A 26026-nucleotide genomic window follows, 5' to 3' on the forward strand; every position below is an offset into this window, starting at 1 on the left:
GCCGCTGCCATCTCCTCCGTCACCTGCTCCTCCTCTCCGAGTCCCGCTCCCTGGATTGAGACGGTGGAGTACCTTCGCCGCACTCTGCGGCATGCTCGCCATGATGGCTGGCGCCGGATTCGTGAGCGGCACGACGCCGCAGCTCACCCCCCGGGATGTGCGCATCGAAGTGCCGGCCGAGAGTTTGTTCGGCTCACTACCGGTCAACCGGAGTCTGACGGTTTCGATTCATGTCCAGGAACCACCGGTCAATCGCGGAGAACCGCTCGTTGCTGTCTTTGAAACTCCGTCCTCCGCGCCCTACGTGGTCCCGTTGGAAATCGATCACGCCCGGCATCACTATTCCGCCACCGTCGACCTCGGTCGGCTGTCAGGCACCATGGGCACTCCCCCGAAAGCGACCGCCCTTCAGGTGCTCATCGGCCGCCGACAAGGGTTACACGTGGAAGCCCTCGTGCGCCGTACCGTCGTCGTCACCCTTGCGATTCCGGGATACGCCGATCATCGCTCAGGCCGGGCGGATCTCGCCAACCACATGGCCAATGGTTCAGGGCCTCCCCGAAACCAACCAGCCGACCTGGCGTTGCTGGACGGACAGGTTGAAGAAGAGGAATTGGTCGGGAACGGGGGACTGCCACAGCAGGAAGGCTATTGGAAGATGCTGCAGGGACTGATCCATAAAGGGATGCCGGATGGAGCGGCCACTCGGCGCGGGAGAGAGATCGGCAGGATGCCGGGGATCGGGTTTCGGCTGTATGCCAACGGCGAGGCTCAGTTGATCGAAGTCGAACGTAGTTCAGGGGATTTGGAACTCGATCAGGCGGCGGTCCTGGCCGTCGTCAACGCCCACCCCTTTCCTCCGTTTCCGCCCGGAACCAGCGACACCCACGTCGATGTGCATGTCGAGATTCCCGGCCTTCCCCGTTAGAACGGCACCGGGTCTCACCGGACCCCGGACGCGCTAATTGTTGTGCGTCCGCTTCAGCCAGTCGATAAAGCGCTGGAGCCTCGTCTGCTCCTCGTCGTGCACGTGCACAAACACCAGTCCAAAGCCTGTGGCATTCGTCCAGCGCACTTCGGCGACCTCGACCGTCATGGGTTCATACGGAGCCGGAAACTCGACGTGGAGGGAGAGACAGGCGCGTGCAGGGAGCGACTCCTCGCTCACGACATGGCAACCTTCATTGGACAGACTGGTGACCAACCCGCTTCCGGCAAGCGCATTCCCCGAAAACGTGAGCGGCACTTCGATTTCATAGCGGGGACTATCGCGACGCTCCACATGTGCCTTTCAAAAGATCAGGGATCTGGACTCGATCCATAAAAATGTCCGGAAATGGATACGCTGTTCCGCTCCCGAAATCAACCGTGCTGCCCGGAGTATCACGAGCCTGCGCACCGGCCCTGTTGCCGCTCGAGGCCTGGACGATCAGTCGGTCGGCGTATCGCTTAGGATACAAGGCCGTATCTCTTGTGACAGCCTGAATCACCCCGCCCATCGCTGAAACAACCAGACACCCTTGAACCACCGGAATATCCAGTCCGGCATGCCACCCACTCCTTGAAAGCCGGTTCCTGTTTCGGCTGGCACGAGGGTTGCTCGCTACAAGAGTACCAGTAGTTTGATCGACCCGAACGGGACCCTCAGAGGGAGCGTCTCATGGAGCACCTATCGGAGATTGTGATTACCGTCGTGGCCTTCGCAGCCTTGATCGGGCAGTGGATGACAGACCTCCGCACCATGCCGAACAGGAACCGCCCCACAAGCCCCGAAGAGCAATGAGACTGCCTCCGTCACCATGCAAGGACTCTGAGGCCGGGACGATAGACCATGCGCTTCGCCACCCCGATCGCGCCCCCTCGAAGACCCACCGGTAGGATTCTGGCTGTCATCGCCCTTGTCCTCATCCCGTTCCCTGTGAGCATCCCCCTGTCGCTGTGGCTGACAGGCCGGCGCCATTTCTCAGACAGTCCTGACCTGCTAGCCCCTCCCCACGACCGGACATCCTAACCCGGACTATTCGTGACTGCCGTCGCGAGGCGTTCGAGACGGAAGCCCGCCGAGGCTGCTCGCACGTCAGGCCGACGCAGGCGTACTGGCAGTCCGTCGAGGAGGCCGAACGAGAACCGCCTCGCCGGGCGACAGGATCGGACGCCGGAGCAGGGATTCATCAATAGTCCGGGTTAAGAGTTTCCCCGACTCCACAGGGCACTTGGCTCAGTTTGGAGCAGTCCCGCTAAAGTTCAGGAAAAACCCTGCCGAAAAGGTCCATACGCCCTCAGGAACGAGGGCCAAGGCAAGGAGGCCTTTATGGACATGGATCTTCGTTCATCCACTCGGGTCGCAGTGACCTACCCTGTTCGCCTGTCGGGCGACTCGATGATCGGCCAGGGAACCCTCATCAACCTCTCCGGACCCGGCTGCGCGGTTGAAACCACGCTGCCCGTCCAACCGGGCGACTACCTCGAACTCCATGTGATGGCGCCGGACCAGGCGCGACCGCTCACGGTGGGCCTCGCAAAAGTGCGCTGGGCTACCGAGAAAAAAGCCGGCATCGAATTTATCCGGGTGCGTCGGGATGAGCAGAGCCGCCTGCAACGCCTGATCGGCCAGGTGCTCGAAGAGTCGACCATGGAAGCCAGCACGAACGGGCACGAACTGACCGCTGCCTAATCAGAAGACATCGAGCAACTCAGCGAAGAGCGCGATAGGATAAGCCGTCGGGAGATGCGGGGGATAGAGCTCAGTGCCCTGCCGGATCCTTGGCGGAATCGGCCATCCGCTTGACGATAATTTTCCGGCCCACGGTCATGAGGGTGAAGGACGTCGCAAACGCGATCGGAACGAAGATCGCCGTCGCCACATTCGCATTCTTCAGCCAGCCCATCTCGTAACAGGCCTTCAGCACATAACTTCCCAAGCCCGTCAGGTAGTAGGTAATCACGATCACGGACAGACTCTCGACCGTGCGCTGCAGGATCGCCTGGGCCCGCGTGGTGGAGTCCACACTGATCAGCAGCTTCATGTTCTGATCCTGCAATTGGATATTCTGCTCCTGCAGCCGCAGTTCGATATGCGTCCGAAGCACCGCCACCGTCGCTTCAAAATCCTTCTCCATGGCATCGATACGCCGGAGCAACTGCTGGTAGCCCTCGGTCACGCCGGTGATTTTCCAGCTCACATACTCTGAGATCTGCCGGAGCGGCGGGTAGGGTCGCTCCTGCAACGCCGCGAGGTTGCTCTGCACGATGCGGTCGTACGGCACCGAGGCGGAGAGCCTGTATCGCATCGACTCCGCCAGCCGGCTCACTTGTAAGAGGTCCTGGGTCAGGACCGTCAACCATTTCTGCATGGTCGGCGGGGTCGTTCCGCCGAGCTGCTCGATCAAGACGGCGCGCTGATAGAGATGTCGCTGCTCGTAGTCATGGATTTGATCGACGGCGCGTGAAAACGCCTTCATCGGCAACATCACGAGGTGGTAATAGTTCTCGATGGCAACGATCGTATCCACGATTTTGGCGACCTGCTGCCGAAGCGCCTGTTCGGAGGTCGAGCAGATCAGATACCGTTCCCGATCGAACTCGTCAGGCGTGAAACTCGTGACCGCCACGATGTCGTCGCCCAGGATACGGCTGCCATAGACCATGGCCCCGGGCAGCCGCGCCGGAAGTTCCTGCTCCAGCGGCAGCTCTTGCGGCAAAAATAACAGGTCGAGCGCATTCACGCGGATGCCGAGCGGGCTCAGCGGCATCATGTAGCCGGGAAACGTGATCGGCCCGAAATCGAGCGGGGTGGCCGCGTCACGGACGACATGCCACACCTGGTAACTGTAATACTCAGTGTGGGCTTCCCACACGACGACGAGACGGTCACCGTTGGCCGCGACTTTAAACCCGTAGCCGAACCGGTCCTCGATGGCCCCTTCGGAAATCTCCAGGGCCTGCAGCAGCTGCTGGAACTCCCGGCGGCTATTGGGGCGTTCCAGCGGCGGATTGGCCATGCGATACGCCACATGGTGAATATGGGCCGGAACACCGAGCCACTGCGGGAGATACTGTTTATTGGATTGATGGATCCGGTTCAAAAATCCCGGCGGGCGGGAATCTGTTCCGGAAGGCTCCACGTGATCCGTCATAACACCCGGCGCTCCGAATAAAACCAGAGGAAGGCGCGTCTTAAATCCAACCCCAGCAGGCCTGCTTCAGAATGAAGCGGGTACCGCAGCCATGCCGCTGCGGCGGCAGAAACGTCCCTCGTCACTACTCATCTTCCTCTTCAATGTCTTCGATGCCTTCATAGCTCACATCCCCTTCATGAATGGATGTCGCCATCTTTTCACAGGCCGACTCAATGATCTCTTCAGCCTCTTCGGGTGAATCGGCTGAAATCAAGAATTTCACGGTAATTCCAAAGCGCTGGTTCACAATCGTACTCCTTCGGCGAATTAGGGGGCAGAAAGTCTGTCACCTGCTGTGGCTCAATACCATAAGCTCCCGAGTATTGTCACCCTTCTGTCTCACCCCAAATGAAACCGGAACAGGTCGACTGGGACGACCTACCCCCCGGAAACGGGTCCGGCGGCTGTTGATGGAGACGCTCGCAATGGTTTTAGAGGTGTGGGCAGCAGATCCGGCTCGGAGGGAAAACAATGCGGAATCGGGAGCAGGAGGGGAAGTCGAGCTGGCTACGCGGCGGCTGGAAACCTGGTCCCAACGCCCACTCACGGGAAGGCGCCGGGACCGCTCGATTATTTACGCAGCAGCATGTGGCCGCGCCGATTCTGTTGATGGCAGGCCTCGTCGTGGTCGGCGCAGAAGGGGCGATCCTTGCCATACGAGACAATCGCCACCTGCTTCGCGTTGACGCCCAGATCGACCAGGAAACTCTTGGCCGCCTTGGCTCGTTTTTCGCCGAGCACCAGGTTGTAATCGTGGGTCCCACGCTCATCGCAGTGCCCGGAGATCTTGAGGAGCGCCTTGGGGTTCTCCTTAAGCCAATCGGCATTGGTGGTCAGCGAAGCCACGCCGTCGTTGTCCGACACGTTATACCGGTCATACCCGTAAAACACGTCCTTGAGGCCGGCTTCCATCGCCGCCGCTTCTTCCCGTCGAATTTCTGCCGCCCACTTCTGATCCCGTTCATTCGACGTCAACATACTGCCGATCGGGCTCCGGCTTAATCGCTCCTCCCCGGCAATCTGGCCGTTCACCAACGGGGAGAAGCCGCGCAACTTGCCGCCCTCTGCCTCCGTCATACCCTCTTCCCGGCCGAGGGAAGGATACTGTCCATCTCGCGCACCGTCGCGCTTCGCATACTCGCTCCCGGAACGGCCCTCCTGAGACATGGACTGATCATCGGAGCCCGACTGAAACCACTTCATATTGCTACAGCCTGGTGCCGCTAACAGAACCATTGCCATTCCGCTCACCATCAGTTGCGATGCGCCACGGTACTTCATGAACCTTACTCCTTCACGCTGGGGTGTAACGTCTGCCTGACGTTACAAATATAGCACCGGCATACAATTCCTCAGGATTCCGCATGGGTGAGCCATAAATCATCGTCATTTCGTGCAGTTACCTAGCAAACTCCGGGTGACACCCGCCCGTGACAACTGAAAGAACCCGCCTATTTTCAGGCATTCTGAGAGGCAATCGTGCGGAGCGTGGCCAACACCGCGGAAACATGACCTGCTAGGAGAAGCAGGGGATGAACTGAGGACAGTAGGAAGCTATGAATGTGGACGTGAGAGGAAGATGTCTGTGCTGCTTGGTGCGCCCGGAGGGACTTGAACCCCCAACCCTCGGATCCGAAGGCGCACAAAGCACTTTAGAGACAGACAGCGATCAGGGAGGACAGATAGACATGTTCTCTTTATAGATCAATGCTTTTTGTATCAATCAATGAAGATCAGCGACGACTGAGGCATACCTGCAATCGTGACCAAAACCGGGACCGAACCGTGACCAAAACCGGGACCAGATTTCCTAACAAATGAGAGACGATCTGGCACATTCACTCGAACAGATCAGCGTGGGAGCCAGTACGTTCCAAGTAAAGGAATTCATCATCCGTTCGATAAATCAGCAGCCAGTCTGGGGCAATATGACATTCGCGGTGATGCTTCCAATTCCCAGAAAGGGCATGATCTCTGTTTCTGACAGGCAGAACTTTTTGGAATTGTAAGAGGTCAATGATGTCCTCGAGCTCATCGATGTCCTGTCCTCGTTTTTTGGCTAACTTAAGGTCTTTGAGAAAACGGCTGGTGGGTTTGATGGTGAGCAAGGCTAGACGCCCGTCTGGTTTCTGAGGGCGCGGAAGGTTTTAAAGGAAGGGAGTTTCTCCGGCTTGTTGGTTTCGTCAAAGGCGGCAATGGTCGTGGCATTTGGAATGGTGAGGGGGAAGGGAATACCTTGATGGAGTTCAACCTGAGCATAAAAAAGCCGTATGGCTTCTGCCTCACTAATCCCCAGGCGATCGAAGATTTTCACGGCTCTCTTTTTAAGGCCGATATCGATACGGGCATTAATACGGTCTGACATGGACAGATGCGACGCCTTCCTCATGTTTCACATTGTACGCCATTTGTCGCACAAGTCAATCATCTGTCAGAACAATCGCACCCTCCCCAAGAAATGAGACCATTGGCCAAGACGACGTAAAAAGGGCCCTAGAGACTGATAGCGATCAGGGAAAGCAGATGGATATTTTCTCCTTATAGAACAAAGGTTTTACCTTCAACCGATAAGGATCAGTGGTGATGGGGGCATACCCGCATTCGTGACCCAAACCCGGGACGAGATTTTCCTCGAAAACGAGACACGGTCTTGAGTCGAAACACGATACGCCTCCGCAACCCTTATCCAGCACGAACCTTGGGATTCGAGTATTCGAGTAGATAATGCTCGTTTACATTGCTTCAAGTGTCTCAAGAAAGGAGCCATAAAAGCCTATCAATCCGTCAGGGCGACCAGGGAAATTCCTTGTTGCTAGACCAAATACTCCGGTCCTTTCGTCGAAGACAATCTTATAACCGGATTGATCCTCAGGCACTTCCTCCAAAATGAGCCACAACTCAATTGATCCACTCCCAGAACAATCCTCGTAAACCCCCTTTGTCGGTTTGACAAGGCATCGCCGCAAGTCTACTCCATGTGCGTTTGAGCGAGACCAATTGCCGTCAATTTCTCGCTCAACTAATCGGGAGATTTCTGCTGCGTCCATTTCCGATGCGTCCGTTAAATTAGCCTAAGTGGTTATCTACCGCGATGTCGTCCCGCTCTGTGGATCTGGCTCTCCGACCACGGTCAGGCACTGTTGACCAAACACGGGCCCCATGCGCGTATCGATCGAGATGCTGCGAATCTTCTTCGCGGGTGGGTCCGCATTGGCCATGGCCTGCTCCACCGTGTTCAGGCCGTACGCTAAACCAAGAAAGAACAGAACACAGTCGCGACCAATGGTCAGCGGCTGCACCGTGCGATCTTCAGGGGTAATGCGGTTGGTGATGTTTATGCATCCGGTGAAAACCACGGATATCATCACGAAGGTAAGTATGCGCATTGGGCGACTATCTCCTCACCATGAGGCTTCTCGTCCGACGCCTCGCTCTTTTAATCTCATGCATGAAAAATGTGAAGCCTTCAGCCGAGAATAGCGTTAATTAGTGGTTCACTGATGGGCCAGAGACGCACTTACATTCATAAAGTCCCAGCAAACTTCTCGACAAGTTGGTGTGCGCAACGAACTCCAAGATCCTCACGTTCGTCTTTCACCAGCTGGCTCTGATTCGACGTCCATTCCTGCATTGAATGTTGCTGCGTATGGACATAGCACGTCGTCTGCCAAAGCAACTTCCTCTGGTCTAGATCGATTAACCTAGCTCGTACCCTATGGAACAGAATAGTTGGAGTCGTCATGTTCCAGTCCGACCATTTCGACAATTTGTTCTCACCATATTGGGTAAACGCCCATTGCAGTGTCTGAAAATCCAGGACTAGCCCATGATCATAGAGTCTGATTAATTCGCGCACATCGACTCCGTACTGCATTTCCCAGGGCTGAAAACGAGGAGCCGGCATCGCCTGAACATTCGTCAGGTGCATCTGCTCGCGCAGGGTAATGAGAAAGCGGTCTTTGACAGTCAACAGAGGATCTTCTACGCGGAACAGATCATGGCGCGACACACCTCCTTCGACCGATAATAAAGTCTCAGGGGCATAATGGATGGCGACCACCTCCGGATTGGTCTTGAGCCGCTCATGTACTTGTGGCTCCAGCTCGAAGTCGAGGTCAGCTTTAATGGACCGGTAGAGTTCACCGACACACGCATTCTGTGCCCCGAGGACGCACACCAGACAAAGAAGCTGCACCAGCTGTCTATAATGACTGGTTATCACGCGTTCATTCTCCTCACCCGATCGGTTTGTAACGGGGCAGCAGCGGAAGCTGTCGTTGCCAGAGAGGCAACCGATCTGACCGTATTCCCATCGATTCCCTTGGGGAGCGGATATCTCACCATCCCAGTCTTGGCCACATTCCCCAGATCCACTTCGATCCCTCTTCAAATTCAATCCGCGAGCCCAATACAGGCTGGCGATCCTTTTCAATGCCATCAAGCACAACAGCGAATTTCTCCTTCTGGGTGGGAGGGTCAATGTTGTAGGCGACACCTATGCACATTCTTCCTATGACATAGAACGGAACTTGTTCAACTTTCCATGCTGCCGATTCAAAGATCTCTGTGCATGGTTCGTTACGCTTTTTCTCTTCGGTAGAGAAGGGACCTGTAAACGTAGTGGGAAGCACCTCATGCCCTCGTTCGAGGATCAGAGTGACCTTGTTCGGGTCGAATGTAATGCCTTCTGTCTGCGCATCGAAAAGTATTCCGATCCAGAAAGGGCGTCGGCTAGGTCTTTCCCATAATGGAACGAGCGGAACCACGGGTCCGACTAGACCAAAACTATGTCCATTGTGCGGTACCAGTCGAATATTCAATTCCTGTAGAGAGAGCGCAGGGTAGGGATTTTTATCACTATCCAGATCGCAACTCTCAGGAAGAACAGACACACTGGACGATCGATAGCCGACCCAGACGCAGCCCGAAGATGAAAGAATGCAACCCAATAGGAGGGGCACCAAAACTGTTCTGAATAAAGGCATCGTTTCCCCTCCCATCGTCTATTCGGTTTACGGCAATCATTACTGTGCCGGCGAACCCGTCGGCTTAAGGTCAGTGCTGCCAAGTTCAGTGGCACATCGCGATTAGGCCCAGCGTGGAGCTGTACATATGTAGAAGCGGCAAACCGAAGTCAAACACCGTATACGTCCTACTTTGACCATAATAGATCAAGTGAAGCGGGGGCTGCGCCCCCGATCCCCCCGGCCGTCCGGTCCAGTGGTCCGGAACGGCCGGGCGGCCTCGTTGGGCGGAATCTTTGCGTTCCTAATCTCCCCATGGTTTCAGTATCCCTGTGCTCTTACCTGTCCTTGCAAGCAACGACCAAACAGAACGGCGGCCAAGCTGACGCATCGCCGCCTTGCACAAGGACGGAGCATCGTTCCCTCTCACCCGTGACGGATAGTGGACGGGTGACAGGGACAAATTGATTCGATGGCCTCACCGTCGCCCCGCAAGCCCTGCACAGTCCACACAGAGCCAGACTTCGCACATCACGTCGTTCTCCGCATAACAGAACCGCACCCAGGCTCGTTCGACATGACAAAACTCACAGAGCCGTTCCTTGGCATGTTCAGGACAGAGCCAGGCTTTCCGCGCCCGATCGTACGTGGTCGCTTCCCGTCCGCAACAGGACGGTCCAAATAGACTCGGCAGCTTCAGATCGCATCGATGCCCGATCATCCTCACACCTCCTGATAGACCAGCCCCTTCCCCAGCACGAGTTGCAGAATGGTGCCGCTAAACCAAATCGGATGGCCCGAGAGCAGATCCTCCCAAGTCTTGAGAAAGACGATCCTGGGGATTTCGATCTCACCCCTGATCCGGCGATAGACATTCCGCGTAGACCATTGATTCCGCATTTCTTCCCAGAGCCGACTGATGGGAAAGCCAAGCGACCGTTTCCAGGACCAGCACATGTTCACGTAGCCACATTGATCCTGGACGTACTGGCTGATGACATAGCGGCTCAGACGGTTCCGGGAACGGTGGCTGGGCTGATAGGCTTTGATCCAGACGACTGGAGCCCCATGGAGGGCTTGCCATTGTGACGAGAGCCATTCCTGCGAGATCCAGAACCGGCGTGCGCGTTCCCCGTCCGGCACTCGCCAGGCCCAGAAGATATGGAGCACGCCATGCCCTTCTTCCGTCCGGACCTGGTAATACTCCAAGCCTTGAAAGCCGAGCTGCCGTTCGATCCGTTGACGCAGTTGCTTGTGGTGATAGGTCAGCTTCTCGGCGTCCCCGCCTTCCGCCGTGGAGAGCGTGACCCAGAGCACTTGGAATTGGTGACATTCCCAGAACCAGAGCAGTGACCGGACCCTGTGATAACCCCGCTTCTGCTTCCTGGTCCATTCCCCGGCGACGGGTTCCCGCCTGAACTCCTTCCAGCGGCTCATCGCGCACCTTCCGCTTGAGGAATGGCTGGACGAAGGCCGGCAGCCAGAATCCGTTCCAGTTCTTCGATAGGAATCCGCACGGCGCGCACCGACGGCTTCACATAGGCGATCTGCCGTTTCAGGATGTATTTCCTGATTGTGCTTTCTTTGAGCCCTAACCGGTTGGCTGCTTCTCGAATGGTGATCAATTTTGTACTCGGGACCATCGGGCACCTCCTTGAAAGAATGGTTGTCTAGAGATCACGCTTATATATTTTTAGGCGTGACTACTCTTGACAGCCATTAGCAGTGAGGAGGTACACTTGCCAAACAAATTCAGGTGGAGACGGCCCTTCCGCACGACATTTTTTTCGGTGGTGTTGGGATCAGACATATGGGGAGGGTTCGGCATGAAAAAGGAGCAGAAGGCATGAGCGCACAGGGGAAGGCCGAGCAGGAATTCCAACAGGAGTACGAGAAAGCCATCGAACGCATCCGCACGATGCCGGACGGCGCCGTCGGATGGGTGCTCAAGTTTCTTCAGACGGAGCTAGAGGCCCTGACACCAACCGAGTGGACGCTGGTGGCATTTGAAGTCGCGGCCTTTGTCGATGAGACGGGGGACCGGTACGGCGGGATGGTGGCCCCGGAAAGTGGCTGGAGCGTGGAGGGGGTACCCCATGCGAAGAACTATCAGACAATACCCAGTCGCAAAGAAGCCCAGGACATTCAGGCCACAGTCCTGGAGCAGTTAGAACTCTATTGGCATGAAGGATACACCGCCTTCACCTTTCCGCAGATGACACTGGTCGTAGTATCGCCGGGCAGCTTCTCCGACGAGACCGGGACAATCTTCGTGAGCGCGAAACGCAAGGCGAAGGAGTTCGAGTATCGCTTTGTGCACCTCTTGGCCCAGTCGGGGGACTACATTCGGCGCTGCCCGGAATGCGCCAAGATCTATTTAGCGATCAGACGGGACCAGGTATACTGCCACCCGCGCTGCCAGAACCGAGTCGCGGCGAGAAAGTGGCGCGAGGCCCAGAAGACCGGGGAGCGAAAGGAGAGCCTCCATGGCAAGAAAAGCGGGAAAGGATAGAGGCATCACCCAGCGGAAGGGCCGCGAAGGGTGGTGGGTCCGCCTCTACGAACATGGACGGCAGCGCTGGTTTCGTTGTGACACGAAATCTCAGGCCAAAGCCTTGTATGGCCGACTGAAGGCCGACATTCGAGAAGGAACCTTTTTCCCGGAAAAGTTTGCACCCCGGAAGGACATCACGCTTCGAGCCTGGATCAACCGCTACCTCGAAGGGTCTGTCAACCGCAACAAGGCTGGCGAAGTACTCTATGGACGGCGCTGGTCCCTTCTTATTGGGAGTCGCCTAGTCACCCAGATTACGGTAGACGATCTCCGGCGGATTCAAGCCAAAATGCGCGCCAAGATGAAGATGAATACGAAGGAACCGCAACGACTGTGGGCGGATGCCACGATTAACCGACATTTTGCCTTCCTTCGGCATGTGCTCATGTTAGCCGTCAAAGATGACAAGTTGACCAAGAACCCGGTGTCCAGTCTCAAGTTCTTCCCGGAAGCAAACCGGACGCGCTTCCTGACGAGTGAAGAACTGGACCGGTTGAGGGGCGTGATGAGCCCGGACGATTGGAAATTGGTGGCCTTTGCCGTCGAGACTGGGTTGAGGCGAGGAGAACAGTTCTCGCTGCGATGGAACCAGGTCGATCTGGAGAACGAGGTCCTGACCCTGCCTATGCCGAAGGGAGGCAAAACCCGGCATGTGCCTTTGAGCGAAGGAGCCAAGACCATCCTGAGGTCATTTGACACGTTTCTTCGGTCGGCCTGGGTGTTCCCAGGTTTAAAGGACGTGACTCACCCTATGGACAGCAGGGCCTTCCTCCGGCGTGCCTTTGAGCCTGGCTTGCGCCGAGCGGGGATCACCGGGGCGTGCTGGCACTCACTCCGGCATACCGCAGCCAGCCGCCGTGTCATGGCAGGGGTCGATCTCGTGTCGGTGAAGGAGATTCTCGGACACCGCGATATTGAAACGACCCTCCGGTATGCCCACCTTGCTCCAGGACATCTTCGGGACGCCGTGAATCGAGGGAGTCTGGCTGGAACCGTGACCAAAACCGTGACCAAACCGGAGGGGGAAGAACGAGAAACGATGCAACCTGTTGATTATCTGGTGCGCCCGGAGGGACTTGAACCCCCAACCCTCGGATCCGAAGTCCGATGCTCTATCCAATTGAGCTACGGGCGCGCGCCGGTATAAGAACCATGTTACCGAGGGGATGTCAAGAAACGTGGATCGCAACGGTGGCGTTCACAGGCAGAGGGCCTCAACGCCTCAGACAGCCGACCCACGAGATATCAGCTGCAGAATGCGTTCGGCAACCTCGGTGGTCGAGGCCCCATCGGTCGACACGACGTGGTTGGCGGCCGCCTGATACTTGGGTGTGCGCTCGTTCAACACGTCCCGTATTTCCTCCGTGAAGGACTTCGTGCCCGTCAATGACGGGCGCTGGGTGTCTCCGCCGATCCGACGCGTGATCGTCTCCACGGTCGCGGTGAGCCAGACCAGGGTCCCGGTTCGTCGCAACGCGTCCACGTTTTCCGGCCGCAGAATGGCACCGCCGCCGGTATCGATGATCAGCTGGTCCCGCGCGGCAAAATCCCGGCAGACGGCCGACTCCAAGTCGCGAAAGTGATCCCACCCGAACTGTTTGACGATCTCAGGCACGGACAGTTGTGCCCGCTTCACGATCTCGGCATCGGTCGACACCACGGTGCGACCCAGCTTGCGCGCCAGCACCTTTCCGACCGTGCTCTTGCCGGTCCCACGGTATCCGATCAACACGAGATTCATGCGAGGATCCATGCCCTGACACGAGGATGTTGTGTGGATTCCTGCTGCGGGAGGCCGACCGCTGTCTTAACCAAAGCGAGACTCCAAGACCCGTCGCATGACATCGGCCGGGGCCGGCTGTTTCGTCCAGAGTTCGAATTGCAACACGGCCTGGTTGAGGAACATCTCCAATCCGGAAATCGTCCGACAGCCGGCCGCCTTCGCTTCCTGCAGCAGCTTCGTTTCGCGCGGATTGTAGACAATATCCATGACCGTCAGTTCAGGCCTGAAGAGATTGGTCGGCACACAGGACTCCTCCACCCGAGGCGACATCCCGACCGGCGTGCAGTGAATCAAGGTGCGCACGTGCGGCACCCAGTTCCGAAGCATGTCGAGCGTGAGCGGGCCATCCTCAATCGGGAGGTTCGTCTTCTCTCGCAAATCCTTCACCAATTTCTGCCGCTCAACCTCTTCGATCCCGAGAATCGTCAACCCGGCGATGCCCGTCCCGGTTGCCAGCGCGAAGGCAATCGCTCGGGCTGCGCCCCCGGAGCCCAGGATCAAGACCCGATGCCCGTCGAGCAACGCCCCGCCTTCTTTCAACGCGCGCAACGCCCCGGACGCGTCCGTGTTGTAGCCCTTGAGCTTGCCCTCTTCCACGACGATGGTATTGATCGCTCCGATATGCTTGGCGGTGGGCTCGACTTCATCGAGAAACGGAATCGCCGCCACTTTGTGAGGAATCGTCACGCTGAATCCTCGCGCATTCCCCAAGGCCCGCACCCCTTTCAGCGCATCGCCGAGGGCTTCCACCCGAAACGCCAGGTAGACCAGATCCAGCCCCATCTTCTGAAAGGCCGCATTGTGAATCGCCGGCGAGAGGGAATGTTCGACCGGATTGCCGATGATGCCGCACCATTGAGTCTGAGTCGTGATGTCCATACGCAAGAACCTTCTACTTCTTGAGTGCGACGTTCAGGGCCACATACTGAGATCCTTGCACCTGATACAGCACCGCCACATGATCGTCTTTCTTCAGATCCTTCACGGCCTTCGCCCCACCGTCGAAATGGGTTTTTTCATTGGCAACGAAGGTAAACCGGCTTCCTCCGCCGTCTTTCTTGACGGCGAATTTTCCGGATGTCGTATCCACCGACAAGATCGTGCCCACGAATTCCGTCCCACCTTCCGCTCGCACCGGCTCCACGCTTGATTCTAGCAATCCTGACAAGACCGCAGCCAAGAAGAGAGCCGGAACCACAACTGCGCTCATACGTGACATGCCACTCATGATCGCCTCCTTGCTTCCGGCAACCAGGTGCCACAGCACTCTTCCCGAGTCGTTGCCCTCCGCTGCAGCAGAGCGGTCGCCTTCTTTTGCTTACCCCTTGCTGATGGTCATGCCTCCATCGATAGGGAACGTCGCTCCGGTCACCCAGGTGGCCTCGTCGGATGCGAGGTAGAGCGCCATCTTCGCTACCTCTTCCGGCTTGCCGGGCCGACGGATGGCGTACTGAGCCATGATCGGTTCCAGGCTGGCAGGATCGGCCATTAAAGGCGCCGCCATGGGCGTATCCACCAGACCGGGATTCATGACGTTGCAGCGGATGTTGTCCTGCGCGTAATCGACCGCGATGGACCGTGTCAACGCGTCCAGGCCGCCTTTGGACGCGGCATAGGCCGACAGACCGCGGATCCCGACCAGGCTCGCCACGGTGGAAATGTTGATGATCGAACCGCCCCCGCCCTTCAACAGCTCAGGAAGAACTGCGCGGGTCATCCGAAAGACCCCCGTGAGATTGATGTCCAGCACCTTCGCCCAGGTGGCATCGTCTATTTCGTGGAGCCGTTTGCCGAAATCGCCGATTCCAGCGTTGTTCACCAGAATATGCAGCTTGCCGAAGGTACGCAGGGTCTGCGCGACCACATCCTGCACGTGGGCCTCATCCGTGACGGATCCGACCACCGCCAATGCCCGCCCTCCGTTCACACCGATCCCCTTCACCACCCGGTCGAGCTCTTCCTTCCGGCGACCGGTTACCACGACGGAGGCGCCTTCATCCGCGAATAGCTTCGCGATCGCCTCCCCGATTCCCGCATTCCCGCCGGTAATGATGGCCACTTTCCCCTGTAACCGATTCATGCCTCTGCGTCCTCCCCCTCGTGCGCTTCGTCATCCTGCTCGCCGGCTGCCTCTGCCTCGACCGTTTTGCTCGGACGCGACCACCAGCCCTCTTCGACTTTTCTGGCGACGGTCAGGAAACCCGAATGCGCCACCATGCGATGATCGGGCCGGACACTCCGCCCCTGAATCGACCAGGTCCGCAGCAACGTTTCAAAGGTTTCGATCATGCCGAATACCGACGTGCGCTCCAGCGCATCCACGGTTTGCATGACCTGCGGGATGGTCGGCACAAAACTCAAATAAATGCCGCCCGAGCGCAGGACTTTTGCCGCATGCGGCACCACCTGCCAGGGTTCCGGCAAATCCAGCACCAGACGATCGAACAAGCGGCCGTCTTCCAGCACGTCGATGCCCTCGTAGGCATTCTTGCGACAGGGCATGAGGGTAGACACGGGCCCCATATAGCGTTCGATGTTGGTCAATGCCGTACGGGCAAAATCGTCACGGGCTTCGTAGGTGACGACCAGGCCGGTCGGCCCCACGGCGCGCAACAACGCCATGGTGAGCGCTCCGGACCCGGTTCCGGCCTCGAATACCCGCGCGCCGGGATAGACATCCGCCCACATCGGGATCAACGACAGGTCTTTGGGATAGAGTACCTGCGCCCCGCGAGGCATTTTCAGGACATATTCCCCGAAGGTCGGCCGGAGCGCGAGAAACCGTTTGCCCTTCGAGAGGGTCACCACGGTGCCGTCCGGCTTGCCGATGAGCTCATCGTGCGGAATCGTTTCGCCGCTGAAGTGATAGATATCCCCGGCTTTCAATGTCAGGGCATATTGCCGGCCCTTTTTGTCGACCAGATGAACACGTTCGCCGTTTTGTAGTTGTGACATAGTCCGGCATTCTAGGAGACTGCCGACGGGTTTTCAACCGAATCACCGGTGACGCGCTTCCGGCAGGCCGCTTCGCCGCGCCTCTTGACACTGCGAGGAGCGGCCCTATCTCGTCCCATGGGCAATCCGGATTGCCCGCTGTCTCGTAATACCACTGAGTGAATGAGGCGAGAGCAGGGACGAACGACGGCGAATCCTTTTCATACCCCCCTGTCTCTAATGTAGTAGTGGAACAGGCAGCCTCTCCAAGCTGTACCAGAAGCCAACCTCCCCAGGACGGGGAAGAGGGGTGACAACAATGAAAGATGCGCTCGCGATTCAAGACGATACAGATCCAACGGTTGCGGCTGAGGTGGACCCGGATGCCGATGACCCGGAAGCCAGCACGCTGCTGGACAGCATCGTGCAAGGCAACCAGGCCGAGACCGAAGCAGACTCCGAGGACACGGCGCCTGAGAAGCCTGTGCGCTCGGCCTCTTCGCCCTTTCTCCTGGAATCCCTCTACTTCCGTTCGTTCGGCGAACGTGCGCTGCTCGAACGGGATGAAGAGATTGCCCTGGCGAAACAACTTGATCTCGGCACACGCCAAATCCGGCAGACCCTTCAACAAGCGGTCAAAACCGGCGGCCGCCTGAAACGAACCGACCGCGCGACCGAGTGCCTCGAAACACTCAAAACAGTGCGCCGCCTGAGCGGTCTGTCGGCCACCGTGCTCAATCAAGCCGAACGCGCACTGGAAGATCTTCAACTGGATGCCACCACCGGCGGCAGAGTTCCCGTCTCGGTCCGCAAGGAACTGGATGCGGCCTTGACGCAATTGAAATCCTCGCGCATCACCCTGGAAACGGCCAAAGACGAGCTGGTGCGCTGCAACCTTCGCCTGGTTGTGAATGTGGCCAAACATTACACCGGACGCGGCCTGACCCTGTTGGATCTGGTCCAGGAAGGCAATATCGGATTGATGAAAGCCGCTGAGCGGTACCAGCACCGGAAGGGGTTCAAGTTCAGTACCTATGCGACGTGGTGGATCCGGCAGGGCATCACCAGATCCCTGGCCGATCAGTCACGCACCATCAGGATTCCTGTGCACCAGACGGAAGCTTCGAACCGCATTCTCAGGGCCTCGCGCCGTCTCGTCCAACAGTTAGGACGACAGCCGCGCCTGGAAGAAGTGGCCTCCACCATGCGGATGCGCCCCGATCGGCTGCATGAGACCATCCAGGCCTTCCAGGAACCGGTGGCACTCGAGCATCGAGTCGGAGATGGCGGCACGGAGCTGGGCGAACTGCTACCGGACCAGCAGGCGGTCCCGCCGGACGCCCATGTGAACCGCACGGAGCTCACCCGTGAAATGGATCGCATTCTCGGCACCTTGACCCCCAGGGAGCAAACCGTCATCCGGTTACGGTTCGGGATCGGGGAAGACCAGGCGCGTACACTGGAACAGGTCGGGCAGCATCTGTCGGTCACTCGCGAACGGATTCGGCAGATCGAAGCCAAGGCCCTCAAGAAGCTCAAGACCCCGATGGTCAAGGAGATGTTCGCGGCCATCAAATAACCACGACCTGTTTCATACGGCAGCGCGATGCGGGCGAGGGGTGACACCTCGCCCGTGTTGTTTGAGCCGCGCTTTCGCCATGCATCCTATTGTGAGAGAATGCGGCAACGGAGGAACGGCTCTCCCCTATGCTGACAGCCCTCTATAGTCGCAACGGCGCCCGGCCCGATCGGACACGATGGTTCGCCTGGGGCCTTTTCTCACTCTCCCTCCTCAGCCTCTGCACGCCGGCGAACGGCGCAGGCCACAATCCCAATGAATCGACCTCGCTCACGGAACTGTCGGTACCCGCCGTCGTAGCCAAAGTCCGTCCGTCGGTCGTCACCGTGCTCACGCGTGGCATTCCCCAGGGAGGCTCCCAACACGGGGCCCCGCCGGGCTCCGGCTCCGGCGTGATCCTCGATGCCGGCGGGCACATCTTGACCAATAACCATCTGGTGCAGGGCGTGACCAGCGTCGTGGTGGGACTCTCGACCGGCCGGCTCACACCGGGGCGAGTCGTCGCTCGTGATTTTCTGCTCGATCTCGCCCTCGTCAGAATCACCGCTCCGGATCTGGTTCCGGCCGAATTCAGCCGGCGCGCGTCCTTCGAAATCGGTGAAACCGTGATCGCCATCGGGAACCCCCTCGCCCTGAAGGGAGGCTCCACCGTCACGGTCGGCGTCATCAGCGCACTCGATCGCTCGGTGCTCACGCCGGAGGGAGAGACCCTGTACGATCTGCTCCAAACGGATGCCGCGATCAACCCGGGGAACAGCGGCGGCCCGTTGGTTGATCGATACGGTCAGGTCGTGGGCATCAATGTCGCAATCGCTCCTTCCGCGCAGGCCATCAGTTACGCCATTGCTATGGAGGCGGTGACGCCCCATCTTCAATCCATGATGGATCGCGGCTCCGTCCTGCGGCCGGACCTCGGCCTGATACCGCTGACGATCACCCCGAGTGTCGCCGCGAGCTTCGATCTGGAGAGTGACCGGGGCATCCTCGCGCTCTCGGTGGATCCAGCCAAACCGGCTGGGCGAGCCGGATTGCAATCCGGGGATGTGGTGACCGCCATCGATAACCATCCGCTGTACAACATCGGAGATTTCTGGCACGCCGTGAGTCGCGCAAGCGACCAGATGTCGTTTCAGATCACCACGCAAGGGAAGGCCGGCACGGGCACCATTACTGTGTCACGTCCCGGTCCGGCTCGGCCGTAACCCATGAAACTCGATCTGCCCAGCCAGACGGAATCCGCGCACCCGGTCTCGAAGGTGCCTGCACAGGCTCAGCCGCCCCGAGCGGGCATCCTGATACGCTGCGAGCCCCTCCTCTACGAGATAGCCTGGAGTCTGCAGCGTGCCTGCCGGACCGAGCGTGCGGCCGACCGTTGCGAGGATCTGCTCCTGCTCCTGGAACACCCTCCCGTGTTTACCGTGGGCCGCACGACGCAAGACCAGCATTGGCCGGGAGAGAGCTGCCTGACGCAGGAATCAGGCATCCCCGTGATTCGCACGGAGCGCGGCGGGTCGATCACCTACCACGGACCGGGCCAGTTGATCGGCTATCCCGTTCTCCGCCTTTCCGATTTCTGTGCCGGACCGAAGGCCTATGTGCATCGATTGGAAGACGTAATCATCAGCACCCTGGCCGAGTGGGGCATTGCCGGACATCGCCGGGAGCGGCTGCCGGGAGTGTGGGTCCGAGGGGATGTCCCGTCGAAAATCGCCTCGATCGGCGTGCGCATTTCGCAAGGCGTCACGACGCATGGTTTCGCGCTGAATGTCTGCCTGGACCTGGCGCCGTTTTCTCACATCGTCCCCTGCGGAATTGCTGACTGCCGAGTGACGTCTATGGCGGCACTCTTAGGAGAAGCGCCCGAGATGGGCGCAGTCCAGGAAAGGCTGGCTGCCAATTTTGCTGAACGGTTTCATCTGGCCTGGGCAGAACGCATCGGGCCGGATCGGTTTTTGGCTCTGAGCGACGCCTCACCGACGATTGCTCAGGGGCCTCTCCCTCTGCGCGCTACTCACCAGCAAGGAGTTACGTGATGAACGAATTCGATACCCACACCTTTCGGCTTGCCGTTGCCCAGTTTAATGAAGCGGCAGAATCCATGCGCCTCGACACCAACCTGCGTGAGCGCTTAAAACTGCCGCAACGCTCCCTGCTGGTCAGCATACCGGTGAAGATGGACGACGGGCATGTGGAAGTGTTTACCGGATACCGTGTCCAGCACGATTCCGCGCGGGGCCCCTGCAAGGGCGGCATCCGGTATCATCCGGACGTGAATCTTGGCGAGGTGGCCGCGCTGGCCATGTGGATGACCTGGAAATGTGCCGTGGCGGATCTTCCCTATGGCGGCGCGAAAGGCGGCGTGAAGGTGGATCCCAAGAAACTGTCCCGCGGGGAACTGCAACGCCTGACTCGCCGGTACGCGGCGGAAATTTTCCCGCTGATCGGCCCGGACAAAGATGTTCCGGCACCCGATGTGGGCACGGACCAGCAGGTCATGGCCTGGATTATGGATACCTACAGCCAGCAGGTCGGCTATGCCGTGCAGGGGGTCGTCACCGGCAAGCCGTTATCGATCGGCGGCAGCCTGGGCCGGGAGGAAGCGACCGGTCGCGGCGTCTCCTACGTCACACTGGAAGCCTTGCAGCACCTGAAACTGGACGTATCCAAAGCGACCGTTGCCGTTCAGGGGTTCGGCAATGTCGGATCGAATACCGCCCTCATCATGCAACAAGCGGGCGCCCGGGTCGTGGCGGTGAGCGACGTCGGCGGCGGATTGTACAACCCGAAGGGCCTGGACATTGCCGACGTGCTCCATCGCTATCGTGACAAACATGAACCATTGCGCGAGATCAAGCTGGGCGAGTCGATTAGCAACGAAGAATTGCTGCAACTCGATTGCACGGTACTGGTTCCAGCCGCGCTCTCCGAGCAAATTACCCACGCCAATGCATCCAAGTTGCGCTGTAGAATTCTGGCGGAAGGCGCGAACGGGCCGACGACGCTGGAGGCCGATCGCATCCTGACCGACAAGGGCGTGTTTATCATTCCCGACATTCTGGCGAACTCGGGCGGCGTGATCGTCTCCTATTTTGAATGGGTGCAGGACGTGCAGCGCTTCTTCTGGAAAGCCAAAGATATTCAAGACCGGCTGCAAGACATCATCACCAGTGCCTTCCATCGAACCCTGCAGTTCTCGGTGGAGAAACGGACGACGATGCGCATGGCCGCGTTGATGTCGGGCATCGACAAGGTGGCCCAGGCGCATCTCCAACGCGGGCTCTACCCTTAGACGACAGGATGCCGAAGACCTCGCTCATGCCATGACACGGTACATACTCGCGGCGATCGCCGGAATCTGGATGGCCGACGGCCTCGCCTTGCTGACGGTCCCCCTGCTCGTCGTCAAAAGAGTGCAGGAGTCCCTCCTGCACAGCCCACAACTGCTCCGCTGGGAAGCCGTCGGTATCGGCCTCGGAGCCATTCTGATCCTCTGGTCTGGGCCGATTCCCTATCAGCCGCTGTGGTGGATCACCGGTGGCGCCATGATCATCAAGGGGTGCTTCCTCACATGGGGGCCCGCCGCATGGCGCACGCCGCTGCTGGATTGGTGTTTCGCCCGCGAAGCCATCGACTACCGGTTCTTCGGGCTGTGGTTGTGCATGCTTGCCGTTCTGCTGCTGCATGCGTTAGGGTTGCTCCACCGGTAACTACGCTTACAGCGGGCCTCGATCGAGACCATCGTCATGAGTCACCAAACCATCGCCTCACTCTGGGAAGAGCACAGCCGCGAGGGCTGGCCGCGTTTTTCCAGCCCGAACGAAGGACAATTGATGACGCTGGATACCGTCATCGGGGGATGTGCCGTGTTTTACCTCGACGGGCAGACGGAAATAGACAGTCAACGCATCGCGATACTCCAGGACTGCGTCGCCGACCTGGATACCTTGCTCGATGACCTGACTGAAGACAGCTTGGGCTACTTTCAACGACTCCGCCGACTCGCGGCCGCCCTCGTCCAGTTGAATCAAGCGACCTAACCGCGACACCGCGAGGCGCAGCGGGGGCCGACCGGTAGGCCTGCCCCCGCTGTCTGTTCCCTACGGCACCTCGACGATATCCTTCTTCATCGGACCGAGGATCCCCAACAATTCGCTTTTCTCACCGGCCGGCACGTTAAACTTGTCGAGCGCGGCGACAAGATCCTGAACCAGGGCTCCAAAGTCCGCACTGCTGATTTGCATCCCCAGGTGCGTGCTTTTCATGTCGCGGCCATGATAGCTGCAGGGGCCACCCGTCGCGCCGCACACTTGATCGACCAGGTGCCCCTTCAACTTGGGGATGTCCGTCGTAGCAAAGCGGCTATTAATCCGCCCATCCGCCGCCACGTTGGCCACAAATTGATCGACCACCGCCGTAATGGCAGGCTTTCCTCCCAAACGGTCATAGAGGGACTTTGTGGCCGTCGCACCGGCCGCCGGGTGTCCGGCTCCGTTCAAACTCCCGGTATCCGCGCAACCGGCCAGCACCGCCAGTGCACTGAGTACAATCGCTCCCATTCCAACACTTTTCGATACCATCATCCGCCCCCCTTGTAATATGTGACCGACTGCTGGCCCTCCTCGACCCACCATGAGCCGAGGTTTTCAACCAGCCGCACCGGTTGACCCCAGACGATAGGGGAGATATGATCTATTCGTCTAATATATTGTTTTCATATGTCCTATAGCTTTCCCCTATAGCGAGAAGTAAAAACCATCATGGAATTGCGTCAAATTGAGTATTTCATGGCCGTGGCGGCCCACCAAAACTTCAGCCGCGCGGCGGAACATGTCCATGTCTCCCAACCTTCTTTATCGATCCAAATCGGCGGCCTCGAAAAGGAACTGGGCACCCGCCTGTTCGACCGGCTCGGCCGGAAAGTCGTCCTGACTCAGGCCGGCGAGTTGTTTCATGTGCATGCGGAGCGGGCTTTGCGAGAGCTGGATCAGGCCGAGCAGGTGGTGCAAGAGCTGCTCGGCGCAAAACGGGGCCGCTTGGTGGTGGGCGCACTCTCAACGGTCAACTCCTACCTCATTGCCCCGCTGGTCTCTCGGTTCAAGCAACGTTTCCCCGACATCCACCTTCAAGTGCATGCCCAGGCCTCGGCAGATGTCGTGAGTGGGCTGCTGTCCAATCGCCTCGACATCGGGATCTGCTTACTGCCGCTGACGCATCCACAACTGACGACCGTCCCGCTGTTTGAAGAACGCCTGGCCCTCGTGGCCCCGGCAGGCATGAACATCGGGAAACGTCGTGCGCGCATCCAAGACCTCGCACGGCTTCCCCTGGTCCTCATGCCGGTCGATTATTGTCTGCGCAAAATGGTTGAAGCCGAATGCGCCAAGGCGGGTGTGCATCCGCAGGTGGTGCTGGAAATGAGTTCACCCGAAGGAATCCTTCAGGCTGTAGCGGAGGGAACGGGAGCCACGATTCTTCCCGAGCTCTACGTCCGCTCGCGACTCCCCGGAATGGATCTACAGGTGATCGATCTCTACGATCCCACTCCCCGTCATGCCGTCGGCTTGGCGTATCTCACGAAGCGACACCGCGGACTGGCCGCTGAGGAGTTTGCAGCGATCTGCCACACGACGATGCGGGACCTGCAATCCGATCCCGAACAGTCCAGGCGGAACCGGCCAACAAGGCGTGCAGCAGGGCAGAAATAGCATCCCCTCTATCCGCTCACCTAACCGCTACCGCTCTAACTGAAAGACCGGCCGCGACCTTGAAAGTCAGACTGCCCCTTGGATAGAATGCCATGTTCTCTGAGTCATCCCCCCGAAATCCTATACCAACTGTCAGAACGGTGTGAGTTCTGAGGATCTGTTCCAAGGAGGCCTTCATGATGCAGCGCAAGTGGGCGTTCACAGCCTTAGTGGCGATGATGGGATCCCTTTACCTCGCTGCCATGGTGAGCGCCGGGCCTTATGAACTCAGCAAGGACGACTTGACCGACCCCAAGGGGATTGCGAGCCCGGACGTGTCCCTCTTCGGAATCAAGTTGGGGGATGATGAAGGAAAAGCGCTGGAGGGGCTGGTGAACGAAAAGATCCCCGGCATCAAGGCCGAACAGGAAGCGACGTTTATTTTCCTGCTTGATCAACGCAAACCGACCGGCCCGATGGCCGGGGTCCGGGTACAGGACGGAAAAGTCGATCTCATTTTCATCAACAACCGCTTTGCCTACAAAACTCGTGGGATCTTTCGCAACGTCCTCAACAGTGAGAGTCCGGATGATGTGCGCAAGTTGCTCGGCAAAGAAGATTACGGTGATGAAAACGTCATGGGCGCAATACTCGCCTATGACAAGCAGGGCTTCCAGGTCAACTATCTCGGAAAAGATGTGAACGTGGAGTTTTCGCTCCCCCACTAAGACAGCCCGGTCGGCTGTTCAGTTCCGCCGTACTTGTCCCCTCAACACCTCAAACCATGAAGACCTGTGCCCTTCTTCCGATGGGCACAACCTTGCCCCGCTTGCCACAGCAAGACTGACCGTCGCGCACCATCCCGGGAAAAACTAGACGTCGTTAACGGGCAAGACCAGCCCGGCTGTCACTGAGCCGCAGGCCGTAGTTGATGAGGCTCGTCGCCGTGTTCCAGCGACGCTTGGAATTGAGAATGACCAGCAGCAAGTCGCTGCCGTCTTGGGAGACTTTCGCGATGAGGCATCGGCCGGCTTTGGACGTGAAGCCCGTCTTGACGCCCTGCACTCCCGGAATACGACCCAGGAGACGATTGGTCGTGCGCAACACGTAGGCCCGATGCTCATTGATCGGCATGATGATCTCCCGCTCTTCACGCACCAATTCCTTAAATACGGGATGGTGCAGGGCGATCTCGCTCAGTTTCGCCAGATCTTCCGCCGTCGAATAATGTTCCGGCGCATCGAAACCGCACGCGTTGCTGAAATGGGTATTGTGTAACTGAAGCGCCGCGGCCTTGGCATTCATGAGATCGACAAACCTGGCCTCATCCCCGCCGACATGCTCACTGGCCGCCAGGCAAGCGTCATTCGCAGACACGATCAACATGGCCTTCAACAAATCTTCCAGCCGAAAAATCTGACCGGTCCGCAAGCGCAAGTGCGTCTTGTGTGCGCGCGCGGCCTTGGGGCTGACCGTCACCTCGTCATCCAGATGGCCATACTCCAGGATGACCAGGGCCGACATGATCTTGGTCAGACTGGCCGGCGACAACCGCTTTTCACTTTCAAATTGGTAGAGGGTGGTTCCCGTCTTGAGTTCCTTGAGCAGAATGCTATGCGCCGGAACATGCCGCCACCGGAGACTATGATTCGCTTGCTTGGCGGACGGAACCGGCCGCGGATCGAAGGGCACCGTAATGACTTCATCGTCTACGTCGCTGTCGAGGGCCAGCGCCTGACCGCTCCAGAGGCCGAACAACAGAGCCAGGATTCCGAAGGCACCGATCGAAAGGGTTCGACGTAAACGATTCATGGAGAGAGTCGCACTTTCTTGTGACGCACAGACGAAGTCTGACGTTCACAGGGTATAGGTTTCTCGCACCTTCGTACCACGCAGGCTACTGGAGATCACCTTATGAAAGAATCGGAGCAAATCGGCGAGATCGATCCAGAATCCACAATTCAGGCAACGGGCATAGAGACGCCGATTCATGAGCGTGTAATGCCGCTCCACCATCATGAATCCTTTGCATTTCAGGCAGTGCATCGCCCAACCCTTGCCCCTTCGAATCGGTTTCGTGGTCGGCCCAGCGCAGCTCAGGCCGATACCGACGTCGTCACTGTATTTAGCGGAGTCGATTGAGGATCAGGGCGAGGCAGCCGGCCAACAACCCGCCCCCGAAGACTGTGGTGCTAAAGGAGAGGATCGCGCCCGAACTTCCCGCCGGGTTGGTCCCTGAGACCAGATCGCGCACCCCACCTTGAACCATCAAGACTGCCAGCGTCGTCAGGCAGCCCATGCAAAACCACCACAGAAACGATCGCACGAGCCCCCGCGGTCTAGTAGCTGA

33 protein-coding genes, 1 tRNA gene and 1 pseudogene are annotated in these 26026 nt (G+C 58.5%); 13 read left to right on the forward strand and 22 right to left on the reverse strand.

Translation table 11 applies throughout. The annotated features are described in order from the left end of the window. Positions 1–100 precede the first annotated feature (100 nt). Positions 101–928, forward strand: coding sequence for an energy transducer TonB family protein (locus tag NSND_RS11545; protein ID WP_159450759.1), 828 nt, complete (start codon positions 101–103; stop codon positions 926–928). 33 nt (positions 929–961) lie between these two features. On the opposite strand, the gene NSND_RS11550 is transcribed toward NSND_RS11545, so the two are convergent. Further along, positions 962–1282, reverse strand: coding sequence for a PilZ domain-containing protein (locus tag NSND_RS11550; RefSeq protein WP_080879154.1), 321 nt, complete (start codon positions 1280–1282; stop codon positions 962–964). A 378-nt stretch (positions 1283–1660) separates the two neighbouring features. On the opposite strand from NSND_RS11550, the gene NSND_RS21840 reads away from it, so the two are divergent. Both NSND_RS21840 and NSND_RS11560 read left to right on the forward strand, forming a co-directional pair. Next, positions 1661–1783, forward strand: coding sequence for a hypothetical protein (locus NSND_RS21840; protein ID WP_255373871.1), 123 nt, complete (start codon positions 1661–1663; stop codon positions 1781–1783). 528 nt (positions 1784–2311) lie between these two features. After that, positions 2312–2674 carry a PilZ domain-containing protein gene (locus NSND_RS11560; RefSeq protein ID WP_080879156.1) on the forward strand — a complete coding sequence of 121 codons (363 nt, stop codon included), beginning with the start codon at positions 2312–2314 and terminating at the stop codon, positions 2672–2674. Positions 2675–2744: 70 nt separating this feature from the next. Here NSND_RS11560 and NSND_RS11565 read toward each other — a convergent pair whose 3' ends face one another. The 11 genes from NSND_RS11565 to NSND_RS11610 form a co-directional block, all read right to left on the reverse strand. Then, positions 2745–4136, reverse strand: coding sequence for a DUF3422 family protein (locus NSND_RS11565; RefSeq protein WP_080879157.1), 1392 nt, complete (start codon positions 4134–4136; stop codon positions 2745–2747). A 124-nt stretch (positions 4137–4260) separates the two neighbouring features. After that, the gene (locus NSND_RS21270; RefSeq protein WP_013247062.1) at positions 4261–4425 is read right to left on the reverse strand and encodes a hypothetical protein; all 165 of its coding nucleotides are present in this window, start codon (positions 4423–4425) and stop codon (positions 4261–4263) included. Positions 4426–4748: 323 nt separating this feature from the next. Continuing rightward, positions 4749–5459 carry an OmpA family protein gene (locus NSND_RS11570; protein ID WP_080879158.1) on the reverse strand — a complete coding sequence of 237 codons (711 nt, stop codon included), beginning with the start codon at positions 5457–5459 and terminating at the stop codon, positions 4749–4751. Between the two features lie 557 nt (positions 5460–6016). Beyond that, positions 6017–6286: a type II toxin-antitoxin system YafQ family toxin gene (locus tag NSND_RS11575; protein ID WP_013247059.1), complete on the reverse strand. Its 270-nt coding sequence runs from the start codon at positions 6284–6286 to the stop codon at positions 6017–6019. A gap of 2 nt (positions 6287–6288) precedes the next feature. Continuing rightward, a complete protein-coding gene (locus tag NSND_RS11580; RefSeq protein ID WP_080879159.1) occupies positions 6289–6543 on the reverse strand; it encodes a type II toxin-antitoxin system RelB/DinJ family antitoxin in 255 nt (84 codons plus the stop codon). Positions 6544–7261: 718 nt separating this feature from the next. Continuing rightward, positions 7262–7564: a hypothetical protein gene (locus tag NSND_RS11585; RefSeq protein ID WP_080879160.1), complete on the reverse strand. Its 303-nt coding sequence runs from the start codon at positions 7562–7564 to the stop codon at positions 7262–7264. A gap of 137 nt (positions 7565–7701) precedes the next feature. Then, positions 7702–8400 carry a hypothetical protein gene (locus NSND_RS11590; protein ID WP_080879161.1) on the reverse strand — a complete coding sequence of 233 codons (699 nt, stop codon included), beginning with the start codon at positions 8398–8400 and terminating at the stop codon, positions 7702–7704. A gap of 115 nt (positions 8401–8515) precedes the next feature. Beyond that, positions 8516–9163: a hypothetical protein gene (locus NSND_RS20975; RefSeq protein WP_143833525.1), complete on the reverse strand. Its 648-nt coding sequence runs from the start codon at positions 9161–9163 to the stop codon at positions 8516–8518. A 457-nt stretch (positions 9164–9620) separates the two neighbouring features. Further along, complete coding sequence (locus NSND_RS11600; RefSeq protein WP_080879163.1) at positions 9621–9863, reverse strand: hypothetical protein; 243 nt, start codon at positions 9861–9863, stop codon at positions 9621–9623. 2 nt (positions 9864–9865) lie between these two features. After that, complete coding sequence (locus tag NSND_RS11605) at positions 9866–10579, reverse strand: hypothetical protein (protein ID WP_080879164.1); 714 nt, start codon at positions 10577–10579, stop codon at positions 9866–9868. Beyond that, positions 10576–10785: a helix-turn-helix transcriptional regulator gene (locus NSND_RS11610; RefSeq protein ID WP_080879165.1), complete on the reverse strand. Its 210-nt coding sequence runs from the start codon at positions 10783–10785 to the stop codon at positions 10576–10578. Before NSND_RS11610 ends, NSND_RS11605 begins: the two co-directional genes overlap by 4 nt. Positions 10786–10988: 203 nt before the next feature. On the opposite strand from NSND_RS11610, the gene NSND_RS11615 reads away from it, so the two are divergent. Together NSND_RS11615 and NSND_RS22140 are read left to right on the forward strand one after the other, a co-directional pair. Next, a complete protein-coding gene (locus tag NSND_RS11615) occupies positions 10989–11654 on the forward strand; it encodes a hypothetical protein (RefSeq protein ID WP_080879166.1) in 666 nt (221 codons plus the stop codon). 427 nt (positions 11655–12081) lie between these two features. Continuing rightward, positions 12082–12633 (forward strand): annotated as a pseudogene (locus NSND_RS22140) (tyrosine-type recombinase/integrase); the annotation flags it as partial. A 121-nt stretch (positions 12634–12754) separates the two neighbouring features. Here the strand turns inward: NSND_RS22140 and NSND_RS11625 are convergent. The 6 genes from NSND_RS11625 to NSND_RS11650 all read right to left on the reverse strand — a co-directional run bounded on the left by NSND_RS11625 (position 12755) and on the right by NSND_RS11650 (position 16434). Continuing rightward, positions 12755–12831, reverse strand: a tRNA-Arg gene (locus NSND_RS11625). Positions 12832–12918: 87 nt separating this feature from the next. After that, positions 12919–13437, reverse strand: coding sequence for a shikimate kinase (locus NSND_RS11630; protein ID WP_235000233.1), 519 nt, complete (start codon positions 13435–13437; stop codon positions 12919–12921). 66 nt (positions 13438–13503) lie between these two features. After that, complete coding sequence (locus tag NSND_RS11635) at positions 13504–14358, reverse strand: shikimate dehydrogenase (protein WP_080879168.1); 855 nt, start codon at positions 14356–14358, stop codon at positions 13504–13506. Positions 14359–14371: 13 nt separating this feature from the next. Beyond that, complete coding sequence (locus NSND_RS11640) at positions 14372–14707, reverse strand: hypothetical protein (RefSeq protein ID WP_080879169.1); 336 nt, start codon at positions 14705–14707, stop codon at positions 14372–14374. A gap of 90 nt (positions 14708–14797) precedes the next feature. After that, on the reverse strand, positions 14798–15559 hold the full coding sequence (locus tag NSND_RS11645; RefSeq protein WP_080879170.1) for an SDR family NAD(P)-dependent oxidoreductase: 762 nt from the start codon (positions 15557–15559) through the stop codon (positions 14798–14800). Further along, on the reverse strand, positions 15556–16434 hold the full coding sequence (locus NSND_RS11650; protein WP_080879171.1) for a tRNA (adenine-N1)-methyltransferase: 879 nt from the start codon (positions 16432–16434) through the stop codon (positions 15556–15558). The genes NSND_RS11645 and NSND_RS11650 overlap by 4 nt, the downstream gene beginning before the upstream one ends. Positions 16435–16732: 298 nt before the next feature. Between NSND_RS11650 and NSND_RS11655 the strand changes: the two genes are divergently transcribed. The 6 genes from NSND_RS11655 to NSND_RS11680 all read left to right on the forward strand — a co-directional run bounded on the left by NSND_RS11655 (position 16733) and on the right by NSND_RS11680 (position 22029). After that, positions 16733–17992, forward strand: coding sequence for a sigma-70 family RNA polymerase sigma factor (locus tag NSND_RS11655; RefSeq protein WP_080879172.1), 1260 nt, complete (start codon positions 16733–16735; stop codon positions 17990–17992). A gap of 128 nt (positions 17993–18120) precedes the next feature. Next, the gene (locus NSND_RS11660) at positions 18121–19194 is read left to right on the forward strand and encodes a S1C family serine protease (protein ID WP_080879173.1); all 1074 of its coding nucleotides are present in this window, start codon (positions 18121–18123) and stop codon (positions 19192–19194) included. 3 nt (positions 19195–19197) lie between these two features. Beyond that, on the forward strand, positions 19198–20025 hold the full coding sequence (lipB, locus tag NSND_RS11665) for a lipoyl(octanoyl) transferase LipB (protein WP_080879174.1): 828 nt from the start codon (positions 19198–19200) through the stop codon (positions 20023–20025). Then, complete coding sequence (locus NSND_RS11670) at positions 20025–21281, forward strand: Glu/Leu/Phe/Val family dehydrogenase (RefSeq protein ID WP_080879175.1); 1257 nt, start codon at positions 20025–20027, stop codon at positions 21279–21281. Before lipB ends, NSND_RS11670 begins: the two co-directional genes overlap by 1 nt. Before the next feature lie 31 nt (positions 21282–21312). Continuing rightward, the gene (locus NSND_RS11675; RefSeq protein WP_080879176.1) at positions 21313–21699 is read left to right on the forward strand and encodes a hypothetical protein; all 387 of its coding nucleotides are present in this window, start codon (positions 21313–21315) and stop codon (positions 21697–21699) included. A gap of 36 nt (positions 21700–21735) precedes the next feature. After that, positions 21736–22029 carry a hypothetical protein gene (locus NSND_RS11680; RefSeq protein ID WP_080879177.1) on the forward strand — a complete coding sequence of 98 codons (294 nt, stop codon included), beginning with the start codon at positions 21736–21738 and terminating at the stop codon, positions 22027–22029. Between the two features lie 60 nt (positions 22030–22089). Here the strand turns inward: NSND_RS11680 and NSND_RS11685 are convergent, their stop codons facing one another. Then, on the reverse strand, positions 22090–22572 hold the full coding sequence (locus NSND_RS11685) for a group I truncated hemoglobin (RefSeq protein ID WP_235000234.1): 483 nt from the start codon (positions 22570–22572) through the stop codon (positions 22090–22092). A 177-nt stretch (positions 22573–22749) separates the two neighbouring features. Here NSND_RS11685 and NSND_RS11690 point away from each other — a divergent pair, with 177 nt between their 5' ends. Further along, positions 22750–23697 carry a LysR substrate-binding domain-containing protein gene (locus NSND_RS11690; protein ID WP_080879178.1) on the forward strand — a complete coding sequence of 316 codons (948 nt, stop codon included), beginning with the start codon at positions 22750–22752 and terminating at the stop codon, positions 23695–23697. Positions 23698–23873: 176 nt separating this feature from the next. After that, positions 23874–24404, forward strand: a complete 531-nt coding sequence (locus tag NSND_RS11695; RefSeq protein ID WP_080879179.1) for a hypothetical protein — start codon at positions 23874–23876, stop codon at positions 24402–24404. Between the two features lie 154 nt (positions 24405–24558). Here NSND_RS11695 and NSND_RS11700 read toward each other — a convergent pair whose 3' ends face one another. The 3 genes from NSND_RS11700 to NSND_RS21275 form a co-directional block, all read right to left on the reverse strand. Beyond that, complete coding sequence (locus NSND_RS11700) at positions 24559–25488, reverse strand: D-alanyl-D-alanine carboxypeptidase family protein (RefSeq protein ID WP_080879180.1); 930 nt, start codon at positions 25486–25488, stop codon at positions 24559–24561. Between the two features lie 45 nt (positions 25489–25533). Then, positions 25534–25722, reverse strand: coding sequence for a hypothetical protein (locus tag NSND_RS20980; RefSeq protein ID WP_041186329.1), 189 nt, complete (start codon positions 25720–25722; stop codon positions 25534–25536). 79 nt (positions 25723–25801) lie between these two features. After that, positions 25802–25975, reverse strand: coding sequence for a hypothetical protein (locus NSND_RS21275; protein ID WP_013247035.1), 174 nt, complete (start codon positions 25973–25975; stop codon positions 25802–25804). Between the last annotated feature and the right edge of the window lie 51 nt (positions 25976–26026).

It is taken from the genome of Nitrospira sp. ND1, assembly GCF_900170025.1.
Taxonomy (GTDB): domain Bacteria; phylum Nitrospirota; class Nitrospiria; order Nitrospirales; family Nitrospiraceae; genus Nitrospira_A.

Bases quoted from the DNA above. Each gene is read 5' to 3' on its own strand.
- NSND_RS11545 (WP_159450759.1), top strand. From the start codon at position 101: ATGATGGCTGGCGCCGGATTCGTGAGCGGCACGACGCCGCAGCTCACC.
- NSND_RS21840 (WP_255373871.1), top strand. From the start codon at position 1,661: ATGGAGCACCTATCGGAGATTGTGATTACCGTCGTGGCCTTCGCAGCC.
- NSND_RS11560 (WP_080879156.1), top strand. From the start codon at position 2,312: ATGGACATGGATCTTCGTTCATCCACTCGGGTCGCAGTGACCTACCCT.
- NSND_RS11565 (WP_080879157.1), bottom strand. From the start codon at position 4,136: ATGACGGATCACGTGGAGCCTTCCGGAACAGATTCCCGCCCGCCGGGA.
- NSND_RS11570 (WP_080879158.1), bottom strand. From the start codon at position 5,459: ATGAAGTACCGTGGCGCATCGCAACTGATGGTGAGCGGAATGGCAATG.
- NSND_RS11580 (WP_080879159.1), bottom strand. From the start codon at position 6,543: ATGTCAGACCGTATTAATGCCCGTATCGATATCGGCCTTAAAAAGAGA.
- NSND_RS11585 (WP_080879160.1), bottom strand. From the start codon at position 7,564: ATGCGCATACTTACCTTCGTGATGATATCCGTGGTTTTCACCGGATGC.
- NSND_RS20975 (WP_143833525.1), bottom strand. From the start codon at position 9,163: ATGCCTTTATTCAGAACAGTTTTGGTGCCCCTCCTATTGGGTTGCATT.
- NSND_RS11600 (WP_080879163.1), bottom strand. From the start codon at position 9,863: ATGATCGGGCATCGATGCGATCTGAAGCTGCCGAGTCTATTTGGACCG.
- NSND_RS11605 (WP_080879164.1), bottom strand. From the start codon at position 10,579: ATGAGCCGCTGGAAGGAGTTCAGGCGGGAACCCGTCGCCGGGGAATGG.
- NSND_RS11610 (WP_080879165.1), bottom strand. From the start codon at position 10,785: ATGGTCCCGAGTACAAAATTGATCACCATTCGAGAAGCAGCCAACCGG.
- NSND_RS11615 (WP_080879166.1), top strand. From the start codon at position 10,989: ATGAGCGCACAGGGGAAGGCCGAGCAGGAATTCCAACAGGAGTACGAG.
- NSND_RS11630 (WP_235000233.1), bottom strand. From the start codon at position 13,437: ATGAATCTCGTGTTGATCGGATACCGTGGGACCGGCAAGAGCACGGTC.
- NSND_RS11635 (WP_080879168.1), bottom strand. From the start codon at position 14,358: ATGGACATCACGACTCAGACTCAATGGTGCGGCATCATCGGCAATCCG.
- NSND_RS11640 (WP_080879169.1), bottom strand. From the start codon at position 14,707: ATGAGTGGCATGTCACGTATGAGCGCAGTTGTGGTTCCGGCTCTCTTC.
- NSND_RS11645 (WP_080879170.1), bottom strand. From the start codon at position 15,559: ATGAATCGGTTACAGGGGAAAGTGGCCATCATTACCGGCGGGAATGCG.
- NSND_RS11650 (WP_080879171.1), bottom strand. From the start codon at position 16,434: ATGTCACAACTACAAAACGGCGAACGTGTTCATCTGGTCGACAAAAAG.
- NSND_RS11655 (WP_080879172.1), top strand. From the start codon at position 16,733: ATGAAAGATGCGCTCGCGATTCAAGACGATACAGATCCAACGGTTGCG.
- NSND_RS11660 (WP_080879173.1), top strand. From the start codon at position 18,121: ATGCTGACAGCCCTCTATAGTCGCAACGGCGCCCGGCCCGATCGGACA.
- lipB (WP_080879174.1), top strand. From the start codon at position 19,198: ATGAAACTCGATCTGCCCAGCCAGACGGAATCCGCGCACCCGGTCTCG.
- NSND_RS11670 (WP_080879175.1), top strand. From the start codon at position 20,025: ATGAACGAATTCGATACCCACACCTTTCGGCTTGCCGTTGCCCAGTTT.
- NSND_RS11675 (WP_080879176.1), top strand. From the start codon at position 21,313: ATGACACGGTACATACTCGCGGCGATCGCCGGAATCTGGATGGCCGAC.
- NSND_RS11680 (WP_080879177.1), top strand. From the start codon at position 21,736: ATGAGTCACCAAACCATCGCCTCACTCTGGGAAGAGCACAGCCGCGAG.
- NSND_RS11685 (WP_235000234.1), bottom strand. From the start codon at position 22,572: ATGATGGTATCGAAAAGTGTTGGAATGGGAGCGATTGTACTCAGTGCA.
- NSND_RS11690 (WP_080879178.1), top strand. From the start codon at position 22,750: ATGGAATTGCGTCAAATTGAGTATTTCATGGCCGTGGCGGCCCACCAA.
- NSND_RS11695 (WP_080879179.1), top strand. From the start codon at position 23,874: ATGATGCAGCGCAAGTGGGCGTTCACAGCCTTAGTGGCGATGATGGGA.
- NSND_RS11700 (WP_080879180.1), bottom strand. From the start codon at position 25,488: ATGAATCGTTTACGTCGAACCCTTTCGATCGGTGCCTTCGGAATCCTG.
- NSND_RS20980 (WP_041186329.1), bottom strand. From the start codon at position 25,722: ATGCACTGCCTGAAATGCAAAGGATTCATGATGGTGGAGCGGCATTAC.
- NSND_RS21275 (WP_013247035.1), bottom strand. From the start codon at position 25,975: ATGGGCTGCCTGACGACGCTGGCAGTCTTGATGGTTCAAGGTGGGGTG.